Annotated in this window: 13 protein-coding genes; 7 read left to right on the forward strand and 6 right to left on the reverse strand. The window is 59.7% G+C overall.

What is annotated here, in order from left to right:
• Positions 1–315: 315 nt before the first annotated feature.
• The 7 genes from glgB (at position 316) to AAAV21_RS00125 (ending at position 13,921) form a co-directional block, all read left to right on the forward strand.
• Positions 316–2,577 carry a 1,4-alpha-glucan branching protein GlgB gene (gene glgB / locus AAAV21_RS00095; RefSeq protein ID WP_349106900.1) on the forward strand — a complete coding sequence of 754 codons (2,262 nt, stop codon included), beginning with the start codon at positions 316–318 and terminating at the stop codon, positions 2,575–2,577.
• Positions 2,578–2,671: 94 nt separating this feature from the next.
• Positions 2,672–5,098: a glycogen/starch/alpha-glucan phosphorylase gene (locus AAAV21_RS00100; RefSeq protein WP_349106501.1), complete on the forward strand. Its 2,427-nt coding sequence runs from the start codon at positions 2,672–2,674 to the stop codon at positions 5,096–5,098.
• Positions 5,099–5,204: 106 nt separating this feature from the next.
• Entirely contained in the window at positions 5,205–6,353 is a 1,149-nt protein-coding gene (locus AAAV21_RS00105) for a glucose-1-phosphate adenylyltransferase (RefSeq protein WP_349106504.1), read from the forward strand.
• A gap of 4 nt (positions 6,354–6,357) precedes the next feature.
• Positions 6,358–7,485, forward strand: a complete 1,128-nt coding sequence (gene glgD / locus AAAV21_RS00110) for a glucose-1-phosphate adenylyltransferase subunit GlgD (RefSeq protein ID WP_349106505.1) — start codon at positions 6,358–6,360, stop codon at positions 7,483–7,485.
• Positions 7,486–7,575: 90 nt separating this feature from the next.
• Positions 7,576–9,870, forward strand: coding sequence for a glycogen synthase GlgA (gene glgA / locus AAAV21_RS00115; protein ID WP_349106508.1), 2,295 nt, complete (start codon positions 7,576–7,578; stop codon positions 9,868–9,870).
• A 429-nt stretch (positions 9,871–10,299) separates the two neighbouring features.
• Positions 10,300–13,596, forward strand: coding sequence for a 4-alpha-glucanotransferase (locus tag AAAV21_RS00120; RefSeq protein ID WP_349106511.1), 3,297 nt, complete (start codon positions 10,300–10,302; stop codon positions 13,594–13,596).
• An 88-nt stretch (positions 13,597–13,684) separates the two neighbouring features.
• A complete protein-coding gene (locus AAAV21_RS00125; protein ID WP_089571835.1) occupies positions 13,685–13,921 on the forward strand; it encodes an FmdB family zinc ribbon protein in 237 nt (78 codons plus the stop codon).
• 87 nt (positions 13,922–14,008) lie between these two features.
• On the opposite strand, the gene AAAV21_RS00130 is transcribed toward AAAV21_RS00125, so the two are convergent.
• The 6 genes from AAAV21_RS00130 to gltX all read right to left on the reverse strand — a co-directional run bounded on the left by AAAV21_RS00130 (position 14,009) and on the right by gltX (position 22,478).
• On the reverse strand, positions 14,009–14,950 hold the full coding sequence (locus AAAV21_RS00130) for a hypothetical protein (protein WP_349106513.1): 942 nt from the start codon (positions 14,948–14,950) through the stop codon (positions 14,009–14,011).
• A gap of 184 nt (positions 14,951–15,134) precedes the next feature.
• Positions 15,135–16,535: a transcription antitermination factor NusB gene (locus AAAV21_RS00135; RefSeq protein WP_349106516.1), complete on the reverse strand. Its 1,401-nt coding sequence runs from the start codon at positions 16,533–16,535 to the stop codon at positions 15,135–15,137.
• Positions 16,532–17,452, reverse strand: coding sequence for a methionyl-tRNA formyltransferase (gene fmt, locus AAAV21_RS00140; protein ID WP_349106518.1), 921 nt, complete (start codon positions 17,450–17,452; stop codon positions 16,532–16,534). Before fmt ends, AAAV21_RS00135 begins: the two co-directional genes overlap by 4 nt.
• A gap of 330 nt (positions 17,453–17,782) precedes the next feature.
• Positions 17,783–18,319: a peptide deformylase gene (def, locus tag AAAV21_RS00145; RefSeq protein WP_117635192.1), complete on the reverse strand. Its 537-nt coding sequence runs from the start codon at positions 18,317–18,319 to the stop codon at positions 17,783–17,785.
• Positions 18,320–18,337: 18 nt separating this feature from the next.
• Positions 18,338–20,791 carry a primosomal protein N' gene (gene priA / locus AAAV21_RS00150; protein WP_349106520.1) on the reverse strand — a complete coding sequence of 818 codons (2,454 nt, stop codon included), beginning with the start codon at positions 20,789–20,791 and terminating at the stop codon, positions 18,338–18,340.
• A gap of 211 nt (positions 20,792–21,002) precedes the next feature.
• Complete coding sequence (gltX, locus tag AAAV21_RS00155; protein ID WP_349106521.1) at positions 21,003–22,478, reverse strand: glutamate--tRNA ligase; 1,476 nt, start codon at positions 22,476–22,478, stop codon at positions 21,003–21,005.
• Between the last annotated feature and the right edge of the window lie 100 nt (positions 22,479–22,578).

Raw genomic sequence — 22,578 nt, forward strand, 5'->3', positions numbered from 1 at the left:
GTCAAATGGTAAACATCCTGCTAAAAACGTTTTACCAAACGTCAAGCTAACAATCTAAAAACCCTATTTGGTAAAACTGTCAAGAGTTTTACCACGGTAATTCTGTCAGTGGTCTAAACATGGCGCTTACCGATTAAACGCCGCCCTAAAACCACTTTCCTTCATAAAAGTAACGTACAGGTGTTATCGTAGTTTCTGCCGAAAGTTCCACCGAGCACGCGAGGTGGAACGAATCATAGAACTATCGCCGTCCCTTCGATTCGTGCAGCCTTGGACCTTTCGCATCTAGTCACCAAGGCAACACGCTGCCGCGTCATGATGGGATCAAACGTGAGCGATACAAAGCTAAAGCCAACGGCTAAAAAGCCCGCAACCCGTAAAGCCGCCCCGCACGCACCGGAGCTCACCAAGGACGATGTCTATCTATTTGGCATCGGCACGTGGGAGCGCAGCTGGGAAAAGATGGGCGCGCACCCCGACACGCAGAACCGTACGCGCGGCTGGCGCTTTTGCGTTTGGGCGCCCGATGTAAAGAGCGTCCACGTCATTGGCGAATTTAACGACTGGGATGAAGAAGCCAACCCGCTGGTGCCCGTGCATACGAGCGCTATTTGGGAAGGCTTTATTCCTGGCGCCGAGCAGGGCCAGCTCTATAAGTACCTTATCGAGACCAACGAGGGTGAAAAGCTCTACAAGGCCGATCCTTACGCCTTTAAGGCCGAGTGCCCTCCGGGAACGGCGAGCGTGCTGTGGACCATCGACGGCTACCAGTGGAACGACGCCGCGTGGCTCAAGCGCCGCGCCGGCCATAACCACATGTCGCAGCCCCTCAACATCTACGAGGTGCACATTGGCTCGTGGAAGCGCCACGGCGATGCGCCGCAGGGCGAGCCGGACGAGTACGGCAACTATCCCGGTCCCATGGACCCCTTCCCCGCGCAGCGCGGCAAGTTCTACACCTACGACGACCTGTCGGTGGAGCTCGTGGACTACGTGCGCGACATGGGCTACACGCATATCGAGGTCATGCCGCTTATGGAGCATCCCTTCGATGGCTCCTGGGGATACCAGACGACCGGCTACTATGCCGCCACGTCGCGCTATGGCGACCCGCAGCAGCTCATGCACTTTATCGATGCGTGCCACGAGGCAGGCATCGGCGTGATCATGGACTGGGTGCCCGGCGGTTTTTGCGCCGACTCCCACGGCCTTGCCACCTTTAACGGCCATATGCTTTTTGAGCACGAGATTCACCCCAACTGGGGCACGCATAAGTTCGACTTCGCCCGTGGCGAGGTGCGCTCCTTCCTGGTCTCCAACGTGCTGTACTGGCTCGAGAACTTCCATGTTGACGGCATTCGCATGGACGGCGTGTCCAGCATGCTGTACCTCAACTTTGGCATCGACGATCCGGGTCAAAAGAAGTTCAACAAGTACGGTACCGAGGAGGACCTGGACGCCAGCGCGTTTATCCGTCAGGTCAACTGCGCCGTGGAGGCACACTACCCCGACGTGATGATGATGGCCGAGGAATCCACTGCGTGGCCGCTCGTGACCTACCCGCCGCAAGACGGCGGCCTGGGATTCCACTACAAGTGGGACATGGGCTGGATGAACGACACCCTGCACTACATGCAGACCGATTTTCCGTGGCGCCCCGGCAACCACGGGCTGCTCACGTTCTCCATCATGTACGCCTTTACCGAGAACTTTATCTGCCCGCTTAGCCACGACGAGGTCGTGCATGGCAAGTGCTCGCTGATCGGCCGCATGCCGGGCGACTGGTGGCGCCAGTTTGCCGGCCTGCGCACGCTGGCTTTCTACCAGATGACGCACCCCGGTGCCAAGCTCAACTTTATGGGCAACGAGATCGGCCAGTTTATTGAGTGGCGCTACTACGAGTCCATCCAGTGGTTCCTGACCGAGGAGTACGAGACCCACCGTCATCATCAGGCGTTTATCAAGGCGCTCAACCACCTGTACACCGCCGAGCCCGCCCTGTACGAGCGCGGCTACACCGACGACGGCTTTACCTGGATCGATGCGGACAACTCCAAGCAGTCCATCGTGAGCTTTGTGCGTCAGGGCGAGGACGTCGACGACGATCTGGTGATCCTGATCAACTTTGACCCGGCGAGCTACGAGAGTTTCCGCGTGGGCGTGCCGCGCGAGGGCGACTGGGAGGTCATCTTCGATTCCGACCGTCCTGAGTTTGGCGGCAGCGGTTATGCCGGCGAAGAGCCCTACACCTGCTCGAGCGAGCCCTATCCCTGGAACGGGCAGATGGACTCCATTGAGATTAAGGTGCCCGGTCTGGCAGGCGTGGTGCTTAAGCGCCGCGGTCCCAGCAGCTATAAGCCGCCCGTGGTCGAGGAGCCCAAGAAGGCGACGCACAAGCGTGCGTCCTCGGTGAAGCCCAAGGCCGCTGCTGCTAAGAAGGCTCCGGCTAATGCGAAGGCTACCAAGCCCACTGCCAAGGCTTCGGCCAAGTCCACCACGGCCAAAAAGGCAGCCACCAAAAAGGCCGCTCCCAAGGCTAAGGCAGCTGCCGTTAAGGCTCCTGCTAAGAAAGCGTAACAAAGGCGTTACCACTGTAATTACCCGCCCCGCCGGGGCGTAGGATATAAGTCATAACCGTTCCGGGAGAAACATCCCCGGGGGAAAGGAACGTATGAATAAGATCTTCGACAACAAGCAGGAGTTTACCGAGCTCTATCGCGATGCCGTCATGAGCATCAGCGGCAAGAGCGTCGAGGCCGCCAGCGACCTCGACCGCTTTAACGCCCTGGCCAAGCTCGTGGCCGAGAAGGCGCGCACCGTTGCCACCAAGAGTGACGCCCGTGTGACCGCCGAGGGCAAGAAGCGCGTGTACTACTTCTCGATCGAGTTTTTGATCGGCCGACTGCTCGACAACTACCTGCTCAACTTTGGCGTGCGCGACATGGTCGCCGAGGCGCTCGACGACATGGGCTTCGACCTGTCCGTCATCGAGAACCAGGAGCCCGATCCGGCGCTGGGCAACGGTGGCCTGGGCCGTCTGGCCGCATGCTTCCTTGATTCTATGGCAGCCGAGGGCATTGCCGGCTACGGCAACGGCATGCGCTACCGTTACGGCCTGTTTAAGCAGGAGATCGTCAACGGCAGCCAGGTCGAGGCCACCGATGAGTGGCTCACCCACGGCTATCCCTGGGAGGTCCGTCGTCAGGACAAGGCCGTGACCATCAAGTTTGGTGGCCATGTTGAGGGCTTTGAGGAGAACGGCCGCACGTTCTACCGCACCGTGGACACGCAGGACATCCTCGCCGTCCCTTATGACATCCCCGTTGTGGGCTATGCCGGCGAGACCGTCAACAAGCTGCGCGTCTGGGCCGCCGAGCCGGTCGAGGAGCACTTCGATCTGGAGGCCTTCAACCGCGGAGACTACGCCCTGGCCGATGCCGAGCGCGCCGAGGCCGAGGCTATCAGCGCCATCCTCTACCCCAACGACGCCGGCGAGCACGGCCGTCTGCTGCGCCTGAAGCAGGAGTACCTGTTTGTCTCGGCCGGCATCTACAGCCTGCTCGACACCTTTGAGAAGGAGCACGGCGAGAACTGGGAGCTGCTGCCGCAGTTTGTGGCCATCCACACCAACGACACGCACCCCGCCATGTGCGGCCCCGAGCTCATGCGCATCCTCATCGACGAGAAGAAACTCGAGTGGGACGACGCCTGGAACATCGTGACGCAGGTCGTGAGCTACACCAACCATACCATCCTGCCCGAGGCTCTGGAGAAGTGGCCCATCGGTACGTTCTCCAAGCTCCTCCCCCGCGTGTACCAGATCATCGACGAGATCAGCCGTCGTTGGCACGAGTCATTCGACACCACGCAGGAGGGCTGGCAGGAGCGTCTGCGCCAGACCGCCATCTTGTGGGACGGCGAGATTCGCATGGCCAACCTGTCCGTGATCTGCAGCCACAGCGTCAACGGCGTGGCCAAGATCCACTCCGACATCATCAAGAACATCGTGCTCAAGGACTTCTATGCCTTAACGCCCGAGAAGTTCAACAACAAGACCAACGGCATCTCGCACCGTCGCTTCTTTGCCGAGGCCAACCCCACCTATGCCAAGCTCGTGACCGAGGCCATTGGCGATGGCTGGCTTAAGGACGCCTTTGAGCTGGAGAAGCTCAAGGAGTTTAAGGACGACACCGAGTTCCTGAAGGCAGTGGGTGCCTCCAAGCGCGCCAACAAGGAGCGCTTGGCCGCCTACGTTAAGGCCGAGACCGGTCTGGTCATTGACCCCAACACAGTCTTTGATGTTCAGGTGAAGCGCTTCCACGCCTATAAGCGCCAGCTCATGAACATCATGAAGGTGATGGACATCTACAACCGTCGCATCGCCGACCCCAACTTCCACGTGACGCCGACGACCTTCATCTTTAGCGGCAAGGCTGCCTCGAGCTACACCTTTGCCAAGGAGACCATCCGCCTCATTAACTCCGTGGCCGACGTCATCAACAACGACGCCCGCGTGAACGAGGTCATGAAGGTCTGCTTTATCCCCAACTTCCGTGTGAGCAACGCCCAGCTCATCTACCCCGCTGCCGAGATCTCGGAGCAGATCTCCACGGCCGGCAAGGAGGCCTCGGGCACGTCCAACATGAAGCTCATGATGAACGGCGCCATTACGCTGGGCACCCTCGACGGCGCCAACATCGAGATCGCCGACCTGGCCGGTCACGAGAACGAGGCCATCTTTGGTCTGACCGCTCCCGAGGTCGAGCAGCTCTGGGCATCCAACAGCTACTTTGCGTGGGATACCCTCAACGGCGACCGCGAGCGTCTGGGCCGCGTGATGGACGAGCTCAAGGACAACACGTTTGCGGGTCTTTCGGGCAACTTCGAGAGCATCTACAACGAGCTTATGAACAACAACGACCCCGACCTGGTCATGGCCGACTTCCGCAGCTACGTAGATGCGTGGGAAAAGCTCACCGGCAGCTACGGCGACCAGGAGACCTGGAACCGCAAGGCCCTGCTCAACACCGCCTCCTCCGGCTGGTTCTCGAGCGACCGTACCATTCGCGAGTACCGCGACGAGATCTGGCACGCGTAAAGGCGCGCGAGCTCCCTTTGCCGCACGGCATTATTCGACGGGCGTGACCGAGCGCCGCGCCCGTCGCTAATGGGTTTAGGAACATCGATGACAGAAGGAGAAATCGATGAGTAAGAAAGAATGCATCGCGATGCTCCTCGCAGGAGGACAGGGCAGCCGATTGGGGGCACTCACCCAAAAGATCGCAAAGCCGGCGGTTAGCTTTGGTGGCAAGTTCCGCATTATCGACTTTTCGCTCTCCAACTGCTCCAACTCGGGCATCGACACGGTGGGCGTTCTGACGCAGTACCGTCCCTACCTGCTGCATGCCTACGTGGGCTCCGGCGAGGCGTGGGATCTGGACAGCCGCGACGGCGGCGTGTCGATCCTGCCGCCGTACGAGACGCAGACCGGCGGCGCCTGGTATGCGGGCACGGCAGACGCCATTACGCAGAACCTCGACTACATCAAGGCGAACGACCCCAAGTACGTTCTGATTCTTTCGGGCGATCACCTGTATCGCATGGACTACCGCAAGATGCTCAAGACGCACATTGAGAACAACGCCGACCTCACGGTGAGCGTTATGCCCGTGCCGTGGGAGGAGGCCAGCCGCTTTGGCATCCTGACCACCGACCCCGAAGACGGCCGCATCACCAAGTTCACCGAGAAGCCCGAGAAGCCCGATTCGAACCTCGCGTCCATGGGCATCTACATCTTCTCGGCCGACGTGCTGATCGAGGCGCTCGAGGAGGACGCTCTGGACCAGCGCTCGAGCCACGACTTTGGCAAGGACATCATCCCCAAGCTGCTCGGCGAGAACAAGCGCCTGTACAGCCACGAGTTCCACGGCTTTTGGAAGGACGTCGGCACCATCGCCAGCTTCCACGAGACCTCGATGGACCTGCTGGGCAACAACCCCGAGTTCGATCTGTTCGACAAGAACTTCCCCATCATGTCCAACATCACCACGCGTCCGCCGCACTACATTGGCCCGGACGGCCGCCTGGACGACTGCCTGGTCTCCAACGGCTGCAAGATCTACGGCACCGCTCGCCACTCGATTCTTTCGACCGATGTCATCATCGAGGAGCGCGCCGTGGTCGAGGACTCCGTACTGCTGCCGGGTGCGCACGTTAAGAGCGGCGCGCACATCTGCCGCGCTATTTTGGGCGAGAACTCCACGGTCGAAGAGGGCGTGAAGCTCGGCTCTGTCGATACCACCAAGGATACGGCCGTCGTTGGAAATGACGTCGTTATCGGGAAGGGGGAATGATCCGATGATCAATCGCAAGGCCATCGGTTATATCACCGCTAACTACTCTTCGACCTACGGCAGCGTGCTGCTCAAGGACCGCCCCATCGCGTCCGTTCCGTTTTTGGGCCGCTACCGTCTGATCGACTTCCCACTGTCCAACATGATGAATGCCGGCATTAAGACCGTCGGCGTTGTCATGCCGGGGAACTACCGCTCGCTGATCGACCACGTGGGCTCGGGCAAGGACTGGGGCCTGGATCGCAAGAAGGGCGGCCTGTTCATGGTGCCCGGCAACGCGTATGGCACCACCAAGGGCGGCATGCGCTTCCTGCTGCGCGACATCATCTCCAACAAGACGCTGTTCCAGCGCTCGGAGAAGCCCTATGTCGTGATGATGGGCACCAACATCATCTTTAACATGGACCTCAACACCATCATCGAGGCGCATGAGAACTCCGGTGCCCAAATGACCGTGGTGTACTGCAAGGCCACGCGCAACGTCGATGACGAGACCAAGCTCGAGATTAACGAGAACGGCCGCCTGACGGGCGTGAGCGCCGGCGTCGCGTATGGCGACAACGCCTCCATGGACTGCTGCATCGTCAACCGCGAGACGCTGCTCGAGATTATCGACCACTACCAGGCCGCCGACTATCTGGACCTGCTCGAGGCACTCCAGGGCGACTTTGGCAACATCGACGTGTGCAGCTACGAGTACAAGGGCGAGGTCGTGGGCGTGTTTAGCGAGAAGTCGCTGTATCGCCGCAGCATGGACCTGCTCGACCAGACCGTGGCCGACCAGCTCTTCGATCCCGAGCGCCCGATCCTGACCAAGGCTCACGACGTGCCGCCTTCGCGCTATGCGACCGGCAGCCACGCGTGCAACTCGATCATTTCGGCCGGCTGCATCATCAAGGGCACCGTGCGCAATTCGATCCTGTCGCGCGGCGTCGTGGTCGAGGAGGGCGCATCGGTGACCAACTCGATCATCAACCAGAGCTGCATCATCAAGAGCGGCGCACGCGTCGAGAATGCCATTCTGGACAAGAACAACGTGGTCCCCACCAACACCGAGCTTCGCGGCACGCCCGAGAACATCTTGGTGCTGGGCAAGGCTCCGTTAACTTCCGACACCACCATCGTACGTTAACGTTGGCACCGCAACATCGCTCGTAACATGTAGAATAGCCGCCCGGTTTGCGCCAGGCGGCTATTCTCGAATTGCAACATGGGAGACAATATGGCAGATTCCAGCAAAAAGATGCAGATCGTGTTTGCCTCGGCCGAGTGCGCACCGTTTGTGAAGACCGGTGGCCTGGGCGACGTGGCGGGCTCGCTGCCTGCGGCGCTTGTGCGCGCCGGCGCCGAAGTCATCGTGATGGTGCCCAAGTACGCCACCATCAAGGACGAATACAAGGCGCAGATGGAGCACTTCTCCGACTTTTACGTGAGCCTGGGCTGGCGCAACGAGTACTGCGGTCTCGAGAAGCTCGAGCACGACGGCGTCACCTATATGTTCATCGACAACGAGCGCTACTTTGCGCGCGACTATCCGTACGGCTTCTTTGATGACGGCGAGCGCTTTGCGTTTTTCTCCAAGGCCATCACCGAGAGTCTGCAGCACCTGCCGGCCGGCTTTGAGTGCGACATCCTGCACTGCAACGACTGGCAAACGGCACTGGCGCCCGTGTTCTTGCGCGAGTTCTACCAGGGCCTGCCGCTGTACGACCGCGTCAAGACCGTGTTCTCGATCCACAATGTGGCGTTCCAGGGCCAGTTTAGCGACACCGTGATGGAGGACATCCTGGGTGTGGCGCACATTCCGGCGGCCGCCTCGCAGCTGCGTTGCGACGCCTGCAGCATCAACTACATGCTGGGCGCCCTGCGCTATGCCGACGCCATCACTACGGTGAGCCCCACCTATGCCAACGAGATCCAGACGCCCGAGTTTGGCGAGGGCCTGGACGGCGTGCTGCGCGAGCGCTCCTATGCGCTGCAGGGCATCCTGAACGGCATTGATGTGGCAGGCTTTGACCCGGCGACCGACAAGCGCATTGCCGCCAACTACACCGTGGAGGACCGTTCCGGCAAGGCCGTGTGCAAGGCCAAGCTGCAGGAAGAGCTGGGGCTCGAGGTTCGCGACGACCGCCCGCTCATGGTGATGGTCACGCGCCTGACGCGCCAGAAGGGCATGGACCTAGTCATGTACGCGCTCGACCGCATTTTGGCCGGCGGCGTGCAGGTGGCGGTGCTGGGCACCGGCGACCGCGACTACGAGGACGGCCTGCGCTACTTCCAGGACAAGTACCCCGGCACCATGGCCGCGCGCATCGAGTTCGATCCGGCTCTGTCACAGCGCATGTATGCTGCCGCCGACATGTTCCTGATGCCTTCGAAGTTTGAGCCCTGCGGCCTGTCGCAGATCATCGCCATGCGCTACGGCACCCTGCCCATTGTGCGCGAGACCGGCGGCCTGAAGGACACAGTGCAGCCGTACAACGAGTTTACCGGCGAGGGCACGGGCTTCTCGTTTACCAACTTTAACGGCGACGAGATGGGCGACGCCGTGTTCCGCGCGGCACGCCTGTTCTGGGACAACCGCGATGCCTGGAACCAGCTGGTCACGCAGGCTATGAGTCAGGACTTTAGCTGGACGCGCTCGGCCGACAAGTATCTGGACCTGTACTTCTTTATGCATCCGGAGATTGAGAGGCCGGCGGCTGTTGTCGACGAGCCTGAGGCTGTTGCTGAACCGGTGGCCGCTGAGGCCGAGCCTGCGGCGCCCCTTAATGAGCCCGCTGCCGCTGATGAGCCCAAGGCCGAGGAGAAGCCGGTTGAGCCTGAGCCCGCAAAGGCCGAGCCTGAGGTGAAGGCTGAGGTTGCTCCTGAGCCCGAGTCCGTGGAGAAGCCTGCTGCGAAGCCTGCGGCAAAGAAGACCGCGACTCGTAAGACGACGGCTAAGAAGACAAAGACCACGAAGGCCGCTGCGAGCAAGACTGCGACTGCGAGCAAGGCCACCGCTGCCAAGACAACGACCGCGCGCAAGCGCACCACCGCCGCTGCCAAGAAAGCCGCCGAGGCCGAGGCTGCTCCCGAGGTAAAGGCCGAGGTCGCAGAGGCCAAGCCGGCCGCCAATGCTCCGGCAAAGACCGCTGCCAAGAAGACGACCACGACCGCCAAGAAGGCAACGACCGCCAAGAAGGCCACGGCGGCGAAGTCGACGACCAAGGCCGAGGCAACTGTCGAGGCCAAGCCGTCCGCCAAGACCACCACGCGCAAGCGCACTACGACGACGGCCAAAAAGACCACGGCCAAGGCTGCTGCTCCCAAGGCAGAGGCTAAGGCCGAGGACAAGCCCGCAGTAAAGCCCAAGCCGGCACCGAAGGCCGCTGAGGTCAAGACCGCTCCGAAGGCTACGGCAAAGGTCGAACCCGCCAAGGAGGCTCCGGTCTCCCCCGCCGCTTCGACCGAGGAAAAGGCTCCGACCAAGAAGACCTCCGTCCGCAAGGCAACGGCCGCCCGCAAGCGCCGCTAATCCTGACGATTAAAACTTAATCCTCAACGCAAAAGAGGGCGCCCCAAGCAGGCGCCCTCTTCTTGGTTGAACCTCGCATTAAAAAGAGGGCCGGTTTACTACGACAAAATGGCTCCGGCCGACCACGGCGAGTAATCTACAAAAGTGGTAACGCTTCTACCTGCGGTTTTAATATCACCAAAATGACTATGGTTGAGATTATTCAATTTATCGTAGTAAACCGGGGTACTCCTGGTTGGCTACAAATAGTATCGGTAAGTACGTTTTCGAATGCCGCGATAATTTGGATGGTAAAACGATTTTCTAGGACAACCGTTCGCCGATAGTGAGCGGCTGTAGTTTATACAACTAAAGTGCAACGATATACTTAGGTACTGTGCGTTAAGCCCATGGCCCGCTGGCCATGATTGTATAGAACTGGACCGTACTATGAGATTGATTCACAACAGCCGTCTGTCGCAGTTTCGCACTCCGTTTGGCGCTGTGACCACTGGAACTACCCTTTCGCTCTCCGTGATTCTGGAGGATGCCGATCCCAATCAGGCAACGCTTACGCTGCGTACCTGGGTCGATGAGGTCGGTGAGTCTCGGTATCCCATGACGCACGAGGGCGACGGCATATTTACCGTAGAGCTTGAGTGCACCGAGCCCTGTCTTATCTGGTACAGCTTTATCTGCAAAATCGAGGGCCAGCCCGAGGTTCGTCTGGGCGCACCGCAGGGCCGCACCGGCGGCGAGGGCGTAACCTACGACTACGCCGAGGTGCCGTCGTTCCAGATCACCGTCTACAAGCACCGCGAAGTTCGACCCGAGTGGTACGAGCGCGGCATGGTCTACCAGATCTTCCCCGATCGCTACGCCCGAGATGAAAACTGGCGCGAGCGCACGCTGGCCGAGGTCGAAAAACCGCGCAACGGAATCCAGCGCCGCATGATCGAGGACTGGAACGAGCCGCCCGTATACGAGCGCGCCGAGGACGGCTCCATCAAGACCTGGGACTTCTACGGCGGCTCGCTCAAGGGCATCCAAGAAGACCTGCCCCGCATCGCCGAGCTGGGCTTCACGGCCATCTACCTCAACCCCATCTTTGAGGCCGCGAGCAACCACCGCTACGACACGGCCGACTACACCAAGATCGACCCGATCCTGGGCACCGAGCAGGACTTTACCGAGCTGTGCCAGGCAGCCGAGAAGCTGGGCATCTCCATCATCCTGGACGGCGTTTTTAACCATACGGGTGACGACTCCATCTATTTCAACCGCTACGGCAACTACCCCGGCGTGGGCGCGTGGCAGAGCGAGGACTCGCCGTGGCGCGATGCGTTTTATTTCCACGAGAACGGCTCGTACGACTGCTGGTGGGGCGTGGGCAACATGCCCGCCATCAATGAGAGCTCCGAGCTGGTACGCGAGCGGCTTCTGGGCAAGGACGGCGTGATCCGTAAATGGCTACGTGCCGGCGCTCATGGCTGGCGACTGGACGTCGCTGACGAGCTTTCCGACGACTTCCTGGCCGAGATCAAGAAGGCCGTACTTGCCGAAAAGCCTGACGCACTGTTGCTCGGCGAAGTCTGGGAAGACGCCTCCAACAAGATTAGCTACGGCCATCTGCGTCGCTACCTACAGGGCTCCGAGTTGGACTCTGCTATGGATTACCCCTTCCGCGACATGGTCATCGGCTTTTTGATGGGCTACAAGAACGCCTACGAGGCCGCTGAGGATATCGAGACCCTGCGCGAGAACTACCCGAGCGAGGCATTGTCCTGCGCGCTCAACCTGCTGTCGAGCCACGACCGCCCGCGTATCATCTCGGTGCTCGGCGGCGGCCCCGACGAGTCGCAGCTGCCCGAGTGCGAGCGCAGCAAATGGCGCCTGGACGAGAACTCGATGGGCCTGGCCAAGAGCCGTTTTTGGCTCGCCACGCTCATGCAGATGACCTTCCCCGGCGTGCCTTCGATCTACTACGGCGACGAATACGGCCTTGAGGGTCTAACCGATCCGGGCAACCGCCGCACCCTGCCGACCAAGGACCAACTGCACGACTTCGACACGCTGGCTATTGTCAAAAACGCCTCCGCCGTACGCCGCGCACTGCCGTTTATGATCGACGGCGAGATCAAGGCCTTCGCGCTCAACGACGAGGTGCTGGCATACAACCGCACGGGCAAGGATGGCGAGTCCGCGACGGTTATCATCAACCGTAGTCTGCGCAATTCGCACCGCGTGACGATTCCGGCGCTCGACGAATGCGCGAGTGACGTGATCAGCGGTCACGAGTGCGAGATCCACAACGGCACGGTCACGCTCGATTTGTATCCGCTGGGCTCGTCGATCATCTATCACCATGCCGAGCAGCGCCTGCAGGAGCCGCTCGATCACGGCGCGGGCGTTGTGTGCCATATCACCTCGGTACCGACCGATGACGGCAAGCCCGGCACGATCGGCGCACCCACGCGTCGCTTTATCGACCATCTGTCCGCTATGGGCATGCGCTACTGGCAGGTCCTGCCTGTCAACCCCACGGACTTCTTCCGCTCCCCTTACGCCGGGCCTTCGGCCTTTGCAGGCAATATCGACCTGCTTCCCGAAAGCCACAAGGAGCTGGCGGCCGACTTTGAGACTTGGAAGGCCCGTGGCGGCGAAGATGCCGATCCGCTCTACACCGCGTTTAAACATCGCAACGCCGATTGGCTCGAGAAATACTGCGTCTACACGGCCGTTAAGAAGTACTTTGAGGGCGAGTCGCGCCACGATTGGCCGGCGGATGTCGCGCGTTACAACGAGCACCTGATTGACGACAAGCGTTTCCACGATGAGGCAGAGCTGCAGGCGTACATGCAGTACCGCTTTGACCTAGCCTGGTGCGAGCTCATGAACTACGCGCACAAGAGGGGCATCGAGGTCATCGGCGATATTCCTATGTACGTGTCCGACGATTCGGCAGATGCGTGGAGCGAACCCGAGAACTTCTGGCTATCCGATACCGGCAAGGCAATCGAGATCTCCGGTGCGCCGCCCGACAACTTTGCGCCCGAGGGTCAGGTGTGGGGCAACCCGACGTTCCGCTGGGACCACATGAAGCAGAACGGCTATAGCTGGTGGATGGATCGCCTACGTCGTGCGTTCTCGCTCTACGACCGCGTGCGTCTGGATCACTTCCTGGGCTTCCACAGCTACTTCAGTATCCCCGCTGGCAAGGCTTGCGCCGAAGGGCGTTGGCTGGCAGGCCCGGGCAAGGACCTGTTTCAGACCGCCTATGACGAGCTGGGGCCGCTCAACTTTATCGCCGAGGACCTGGGCTACCTGACGCCCGGCGTTCGCGCCATGGCTTCGACTTGCGGCTTCCCTGGTATGGACGTACTGGAGTTTAGCGATTACGACGTCCGCAACGGCGTGCAACCCACGCCGGGCAAGATTCTGTACACCTCAACGCACGACACGTCGACGCTCGCCGGTTGGTGCACGCGCTCCTTTGCGGGCGGCGACGAGCCGAGCGGTGTTGAGGTGGCAGCCAAGCTGATGAGCGACGCGCTGACAAGCGACGCTCCCCTGGTGATGATGCCGCTGCAGGACGTGCTGGGGCTTGGCGACGACACGCGCATGAACGTACCGGGCGTGGCCACGGGCAACTGGACCTGGCAGGCTGACGAGGCCGACGTTGCGGCCGCTGAGGGCAAAACCGCACAGCTCCTGCGCAACACGCATAGATTCTGGGGCGAAGCGTGATAAAACCCCCGATATAGGGTACAGTTACAGACGTTTGAATTTTTGCGGGCAGAGTAATCTGCCCGCTTTGTGCTGAAAAGGAAGTATTATGGCGCGCTACGATTACAAGTGCTCGAGCTGCGGCAACGTGTTTGAGGTTGAGCATCCCATGTCTGAGACCCCCGAGGTCGTGTGCCCCAACTGCGGCGCTCCGGCCGCCAAGACGTTCTCGGCCAGTGGTATTAAATTTGAGGGCAGCGGCTTCTACAACACCGACCAGCGAAGCGGCGGCTCCAGCACCAGCGCCACAAACGGCTGCTGCGCCAACTGCCCGCATAACCACTAGAAACAACGCGGCCCCGCGATCAACACCGATCGCGGGGCTATTTCTTTGCGCTATGGGTCGACAATTATTTTTAAAAATTAGTATATTTTAAAATCCGCCCATACCGGCAGCATAAGGATCATCACAAGTACCATCGCTATACCAATGAGTAGATCCGATATAGTTACCAGCTGCATCATATTGATCTAATTGACGAATGACATACTTACCACCACTATTATTGGAAGAAGAAATACTGCTAGAAGATCCACCAGAATTATTATCAGAGTAGTTACTACCGCTAGAATAATTGTTCTGCTGAGAAATCTGCTGTTGAGCTCGTGCTGTTACTTCCTCTAGAGCCTTCGCTTCAGCTTCAGCTTTTGCCTTGTTCACATCATCAATACGAGTTTGATAACGACTGATCTGTTCATTGATTTGATCAATGAACTTTTTAGAATCCTTTTTGGCATCTTCAAAAATAAGCTTCTGATTATCTTTGTTAGAAATATCATTAAGAAGGCCATTGAGGCTATTAATATGCTGTTGGAGAGAGTCAGTATCTTCAGTAGAATTTACATCAAAGTCAACATGGTCAGCTAGAGAAGTATTCCACTCATTATTTTGAGCATTACGGCAGTCTTTAATTATGGAATCGTATTCATTAAGCAACTTCGTCCAATCAGGGGAAGTGCCATCAGCATACTTAAATTTGTCATCAGAGATTTCTTTATTCAACATCTCTTTATTGTTTTGAGCATTTCTAATGGTATCAAGACGTTGCTCAAATGTTAGCAGCCTAGGATCAGCTTTAAAGGCAACAACACTATCGCTAGCCTTTGAATACAAAACTTCAACCTGCTGATTATGTTCACTACATGCTTGTTTGTAATTGTAACCAGCATAACCAACGACACAACCAGCAATAAGCAGAGCAACAATACCGGCACCAATAATTACCCGCTTTTTAATCGAAGAATTTTTAACTTCTTCATTTCCCTGAGTTTTATCTTCAGGATTGTCAATCTTGTCATAGTTAAGATCGGTCATTTTAACCTCTAAATATTAAATCCGCGAGCGATTCATGCAACTAGAAACCTACCGAACCCAACCGCTTACTTTCATACCCGATTTATTAATCCCCGTCCCAGAAAAATCCTGAGTTGCGGTGAAAGAAGGACTTTATGGCGGGTAGATGCAGCTATTCAATCCCTATTTCACCGCAACGTAGTAATTACTTGTGGACCAGCCTGGCGCAAAAGTGGCCGTCGTAGGAATCGGCGCTTACCGGCACGCTTTGGAAGAGGCCACGATCGTTCTGGCGTACGGATACGAGCTTCTTGGCCTGATCGAACTCGGGGAGTTGCAGAATCTGCGCCTCGGAGAGCGGCGCCACGGTAAAGCCGGCGCCCTCGGGAGAAGCCAGGAAGGCATCCACGACCTGCGCGTTCTCCTCTTCAAAGACCGAGCAGGTGGCATAGATGAGCTCGCCGCCGGCAGCCACGCGCGTAGCGGCTTCCTTGAGCATCGTAAGCTGCAGCTTGGGCAGCTCAACCGTCACATCCTTTTCGGTCAGGCGCCACGGGATCTCGGGATGACGACGCATGGTTCCGGTGCCAGAGCACGGCGCATCGATAAAGACCGTATCGAACTTAACCGGCTCGCCAAGCATGGCATCAAACGACGTCAGTACTTCATCAAGCTCGCAAGCATCACCCGAAACCGTACGAACGCCCTGAATACCTGCCTTATGCAGGCGAGCGAGATTCTGGTCGCACTTGCGATCATGCAAATCGAGCGCCGTATGCTGACGCTCATAGCCCGCACGCTTGGCCTGGCACATCATCACATAGGTCTTGGTGCCACGGCCGGCACCAATCTCAAGGCAGCAACCAGGGCGCGTGGCAGCTGTGGCGATAAGTTGCGCGTTGAGATCAGAGGCCACCGCGGCAGCACGCTCAAACACACCCGAAGCAACGGTAACCTGGGCATCAACCGGGGCATGGCAGCCCGGGAAGACAGGCGCGACGAGCTGCGAGATATACGGATCGGGCTTGGAAGCAAAAGCGTTCTCATGCAGGGCCAGCGGCGCGGGGGCCAGATTGCCGGCAAAGTTAAGCGCACCCTCTGGCGTGTCAAACGATGCCATAATGCGAGCGCACAGCCATCGCGGCAAGCCCATCAGGCGAGACAGGCGAACCAAGCGTCGCTCAGACTCATCGGCATCCACCGCGGCGGCAAAATCATCGACGTTGTCCGCAACCTTATGCAGAACGGCGTTCGCCAGACCGGCGGCGGACTTAGCACCACTGCGAACGAGCTCAACTCCCTGACTTACGGCAACGCGGCCCGGCGTATGCAGATAGAGCATCTCGAAGGCCGAGATACGAAGCGCCATGCGAACACGCGGCGCAACCTTTTTGGGCTTATCGAGAAACTGATCGAGCAACTCGTCCAAAATACCCTGCGTGGCGGCAACACCGAGCGCCAGGCGAGCGGCAAACGCAGAATCGCGCTGGTCAATGGCCTTGGCCGATGCGCGAGAGGACAGCACGTCGCGCGCATACATGCCGCGGCGATCGGCCTCCATCAGCACATCGAGCGCAAGCTTGCGCGCGGGAGACAGCTTGCTCATGACAAAACACCCCACGAAAGATCGGCACCCTGCAGGCCAGCAGCCCAAGCAGAAGCAGTCATAGCACGCTTGCCATCAGGCTTAACCTCAAGCAACTCAACCGAGCCATCGGAAAGGCCAAGGTAAACACGCTTGGCCTTAACGAGAACCTGACCCTCGCCAAGCAACACATCAGCCGCCGCAGCATCGAGCACACGCACGGTCTTGCCGGCAATCACGCAACGAGCAGGCGCGGTATCGGACGAAGCGAGCACATGACGCACGCAATCGAGCGCCGCCATTTGCGGATCCAAGCGCATCTCCTGCTTAGAAATCTTGGCAGCATGGGTAACGAGCGCCTCATCCTGTTCGATCCACACGGCGGTGCCATCGGCAAGAGAAGGAAGCGTATCGGCAAGCAGTTTGCCGCCGAGCTCAGCGAGCTCCATAGTCAGCGCCTCGGCATGCTTACCGGCAACCGAGGTCGAGGCCTGCGCACAATAGGCGCCGGTATCCACGCCATGCCCAATGCGCATGATAGAAACGCCAGCAATCTCATCACCAGCAAGAATGGCACGCTGAATAGGAGCAGCCCCACGCCAACGAGGCAGCAAGGACGCATGAACATTCACAATACCAAGCGGCGCCATATGCAGCACCTCATCGGGCAAAATGCAACCATAGGCAGCCACACAGAAAATATCAGCCTGGGCAGCCTGGAGCACCTCAACAACCTCAGGCGTCATACGATTAGCCTCAACAACAGGCAGACCAAGCTCGAGCGCCTTAGCCTTAACAGGAGACGGCTCCAGCTTCTTACCACGCCCACGAACAGCATCGGGACGAGTAATTACGAGCGCAATCTCATTCCCAGCCTCAACAAGCGAAGTCAGCGAAGGCACAGCAAAATCAGGCGTACCCATAAACACAATACGCATAAAAGTTAGTCTCCTCTCAATAACGAGCCGAGACGGCTACAAAAAAGCGTTCTTGGTCGCAAGCGCGCCCAGCCGCAAGAATAGTTCAACAGAAACAAATATACCCAAAAACAAAGAAAGAGCCGCATAAAAGCAGCCCTCCCAACAAAGCACCTATCAGCGAAGACGCCCCTCCCTGGCCCGACGGCACTCGGGCGAAACGAAGAGCGACAACGTAGTCCCTGGGATGGGGCCCACACATATCGTCCCGCGCGCAGTTTCGCAGCAAAGCGAGAATGTTTGAGCACGGGATGATATGTGTGGGCCCCATCCCAGGGACGGACAATTAACCTACTCCGTCTCGCCCGGTCGAGCGCCGCGGGCCAGGGCGTCCTGGTACTCCTTGACTGCCTTGATCCTCTGCATGGGCTTAAGGCGCTCGAACATGGTGTTGCCGTGCAGGTGATCAATCTCGTGCTGCAGGCACACGCAGAACAGATCGCCCGAAGCCTCATAGCGAATCAGGTTTGCGTCCAAGTCGTACGCCTCGACGACGACATGGTCGGGACGCTCGATCTCGCAGCTAATGCCGGGGATAGACAGGCAGCCCTCGCTAAACGGCACGAGATGGTCGCTCTGCTCCACAATCACGGGATTGATGAGCACGTACGGATCGTAGTCGTTCTTGTCGCTGTAGTCGCAGTCGATGGTAACGAGCTGAATGAGCTCGCCGATCTGCGGAGCAGCCAGGCCGCAACCGCCGTTATCGAACATCATTTTCTTCATCTTCTCGGCAAGCGCCTCGATCGCCGGGGTGATCTCCTCGATGACGGCGCACTCCTGGCGCAGGCGAGGGTCGGGCGACAGTACGATTCCGTTGGCTTCCATGGCCATCCTTTCGGTTTGTTACATCAAATCATAGGCATCGACGTCAACGCTCACGCTCACGCCGCGCACAGAGCCCACCTCTTTGAGGCAGGCGTCGATATCATCAGAGACATGGTACCCCACGGGCGACTTCACAAGCAGATGGAAGCGGTAACGGTCCTTGGCTCTCTCGATTACACACGAAGCCGGGCCCAGCACCTGCGGCACGGCACTCCCCGCCCGCAAAAAGTCGGGCGCGACGGCATGCCAGCGGCGCTTGAGCAGCTTTGCGATGCGCCCAATGTAGTCCTGCGCATCATCCGCGTTCGCCGACCAAACCAAAATGTTGACCAGGCGCACAAACGGCGGATACAGCGCGTCGCGACGCTGGTCCAGGTCGTAGTCGGTAAAGATTGAACGATCGTGCTCGGCAACGGCACGAATGACCGGGTCCTCGGGCAGATAGGTCTGGATGATGACCTCGCCGGGACGATCGCCGCGTCCGGCACGGCCCGCGACCTGCTCCAGCAAATCGTAGGCGCGCTCCCCCGCTCTAAAATCGGGCAGTTTTAACGCAAACTCGGCATTGACCACGCCCACGAGCGTGACCTCGGGAAAATCGAGACCTTTAGCGATCATCTGGGTACCCAGCAACACGGCGCAATCCGCCGCATCGAACTGCTCGAGCAGCTTTTTGTGCGCATCCTTGCCACGCGTGGAATCGGCATCCATGCGAATGATGGCAACGTCCTCGGGAAGCAACTGGTGCAGAGCGTCCTCGATCTGCTGCGTGCCCAGGCCCATTTTTGCCAGGTAGCGACTGCCACATTTGGGGCAACGGCTCGTGGGCGCGGGATACGGCTGCACGCGCCAAGACGAACCGCATGTGTGACACTTCAGCGTGTGTGTGCGCTCGTGATACGTAAGCGCTGTGGAGCAGTGGTTGCAGGTGGGGACGCAGCCGCACTCGCGGCACATAAGGAATGGCGCAAAGCCACGGCGGTTATGCAGCAGCACGGCCTTCTCGCGGCGCTCGACCACACGCTCCAAGCCCTCCATCAAGGGTTTTGAGAACATGGAGCGGCTGCCGTGAGAAAACTCACGGCGCAGGTCGGCAATGCGGACCGTGGGAAGCACGGCGTGTCCCGGGCGCTCGGGCATCTCGACACGCGTCCAAGTGGCACCGTTATACGTGCCACGGCGGCAGCGGTCGAGGGCCTCGGCAGATGGCGTGGCCGACCCCAGCACGAGCGGGCAGCGATAGCGGCGCGCCATCTCGGCTGCCACCTCGCGCGCATGGTAGCGCGGACTGGACCCCTGCTTGTAGCTGGTCTCGTGCTCCTCGTCAATGATGATGAGGCCCAGATCGCTGAGAGGGCAAAAGAGCGCCGAACGTGCGCCGACGACCACGCGGGCCGCACCGCTGGCAACCATATCCCACTGGTCCAGACGCTCCCCAGCAGAAAGACGCGAGTGGAAAACCGCGACCGTCTCGCCAAAGCGGGAGCGGAAGCGGCCGACGGTCTGGGCTGTCAGCGAAATCTCGGGTACCAGCACGCAGGCCGAGCGACCGGCTGCGAGCACGCGCTCGATGGCGGATAGATAGACCTCGGTTTTGCCGGAGCCCGTAACACCGTCCACGAGCACCACGTCGCCGTGCGCATCCAGGCGAGCACGCTCAATCTGCGCGAGCGCTTGCTGCTGACCGTTCGTAAGCGCGACCGGCGGTTTGCCGCTTGCAGAGGACAGCGTGGTCTGCTCGCTGCAACCGCGCCAGGCACGGCGCTCCTCCACCACCACGACGCCGCGTTTTTCGAGCGCCTTGATGGTCGCCGACATACTGTTATAGAGAAGGTTGAGGTCGCGCGTCGTGACAGGACCACACTGGAGCGCCTCGATGAGTTGGCGCTGGCGGACCGCGGTCTTGGGTGGCGTGTACTCAAAGCCTTCAGGCGTAAGCATCACCCAGCGGTTTTGGATGGGTTTGACGGCTGGACGTTCAACCGTCCACACGCCGTCATCGCCCTTAACGACGCGCGGACTGCCACCCGGAGGCAAAAATAAGCGCAGGCACTCGGAAAGCGTCGCGACGTACTCGCGGCTCATCCAGCGCGCAATGCGGGCAGCCTCGGCGGTAAAGAGCGGTTTGCTGAGGATGGCCTCGATGGGCTTGATGCGCACGGGGTCGAGGGCGTTGTTGCCCGGCAGATCGCCCAGATCAGGCGCAATGTCGACGACATAGCCCGCGGCGGCACGGTTACCAAAGTGGACCAGGACCGTGGACCCGATCTGGACCTCGTTGGCAAGGGACTCGGGGATGCCGTAAGCAAACGGTTCCGACAGCGCACGAGTGGGGATGTCGAGGACCACGCTCGCGTAGGCGGCAGGGGGCTCGGGCGCAGGCTTAGACTGAGCCGAGGCAGCGGCAGGCTTGGGCTTCACCGGAGCTTCCTCCGGTTCCGGCAAACCAAACAGCGACAGTTGTTGAGCCATACACCACCTCTAACGAACGGACCTGAAAGGGATGGGACAAAATAATCAGTAGAGATTGTCCCATGGCCGATACGAGTGTCGAGCTTGTTGCGTCGCTCGAATATGGGACAAACACTATTGATTATTTTGTCCCAGCAACCCACTCATCGGTACAGAAACAAGAGCCCCGCTCGGGTGGAACGGGGCTCGGATACAAACGTTTGCGCAGCGATTACAGCGCCATCGTGCGGGCGCGGTCGATGCGCGCCAGGCAGTCGTCGCGGCCGACGAGCGCCATGGTCTCGCCCAGCGGAGGGCTCACCATGTTGCCGCAGACAGCGACGCGCACGGCCTGGAACACCACGCGCTTCTTAAGGTCCATCTGCTCGGGCAGCGGCTCAAGCGCGGCGTCGATGGCCTCGGCAGTCCAATCGTCCACGCCCTCGAGCGCGGCCTTGGCGGCGTCCAGAATTGAACCCATACCCTCCTTGGCCAGGCCCTTGTTAACGGATTTCTCGTCATACTCGAGCGTCTCGGCCGTAGCAAAGATGGGAGCGGCGACGGTCACGGCGTCGGCCGGCATCTTGGTGCGCGGCTTGACGATGGCGGCAAGCGCATCAATCCAGTCCTCGCCGTACTCGACGTTGCCCTCGATGAGACCCGCCTCGTGCAGCTCGGGGACCATGATCTCATCGGCAAACTGGGCATCGGACATGCCGTTGATGTACTCGGCGTTGACCCAGTCGAGTTTCTTTGGGTCGAAGGTCGCCGGGTTCTTGGAGATGCGGTCGAGCGAGAACTTGCTGGCCAGGACATCGCGCGGGATGATTGTGGTCTCGCCGTCGAGCGACCAGCCGAGCAGCGCCAGGTAGTTGACGAAGGCGTCGGAAAGGTAGCCGGCGTCGCGGTACTCCTCCACCGAGGTGGCGCCATGGCGCTTGGAGAGCTTCTTGCCGTCGGCGCCCAGGATCATGGAGATATGGGCGAACGTGGGAACGGGCGCGCCGAGGGCCTCGTAGACCATGACCTGACGCGGGGTGTTGGACAGGTGGTCATCGCCGCGGATGACATGGGTGATCTTCATCATGGCGTCGTCGACGACGGTCGCAAAGTTGTACGTGGGCGTGCCATCGGAGCGGAAGATCACAAAGTCGTCGAGCTCCTTGGCGTCGAAGGTCACCTCGCCGTGGACGGCATCGTGGATGACGACGTCGCCGCGGTCCTCGGGCACCTTGATGCGTAGGACGTAGGACTCGCCGGCCTCGATGCGACGGCGGGCCTCCTCGGGATCAAGATCGCGGCAACGGCGCTGATAGCCCTGGAAGGGGTCCTTGCGCTCCTGCGCGGCCTTGCGATCGGCGTCGAGCTGCTCCTTGGTGCAGAAGCAGGGATAGGCCTTGCCCTCGTCCCAAAGTTTCTGGGCGGCCTGCTTGTACAGGTCCAGGCGCTCGGTCTGGGCATAGGGGCCATAGTCGCCGCCCACCTCGGGACCCTCGTCCCAGTCCAGGCCAAGCCAACGCATGGCACGCAGGATGATCTGCGTATTCTCGTCGGTGGAACGGGTGGGATCGGTGTCGTCGATGCGCAGGATGAACGTGCCGCCGTTTGCGCGGGCGAAAGCCCAGTTATAGATAGCGGTGCGGGCGCCGCCGATGTGCAGTTTGCCCGTCGGTGAGGGTGCAAAGCGGACGCGAACGTCTGATGCCATGGAAATCTCCTCGATTGCAGGATGGATGTCTAACCGCATCAGTATAAAGCATCAAAGCAACCTCCGCACAAAGGGCACCGACCCAGTCATTGGGGACAGA

The sequence above is a fragment of the Collinsella sp. CLA-AA-H302 genome (assembly GCF_040093305.1).
Taxonomy (GTDB): domain Bacteria; phylum Actinomycetota; class Coriobacteriia; order Coriobacteriales; family Coriobacteriaceae; genus Collinsella.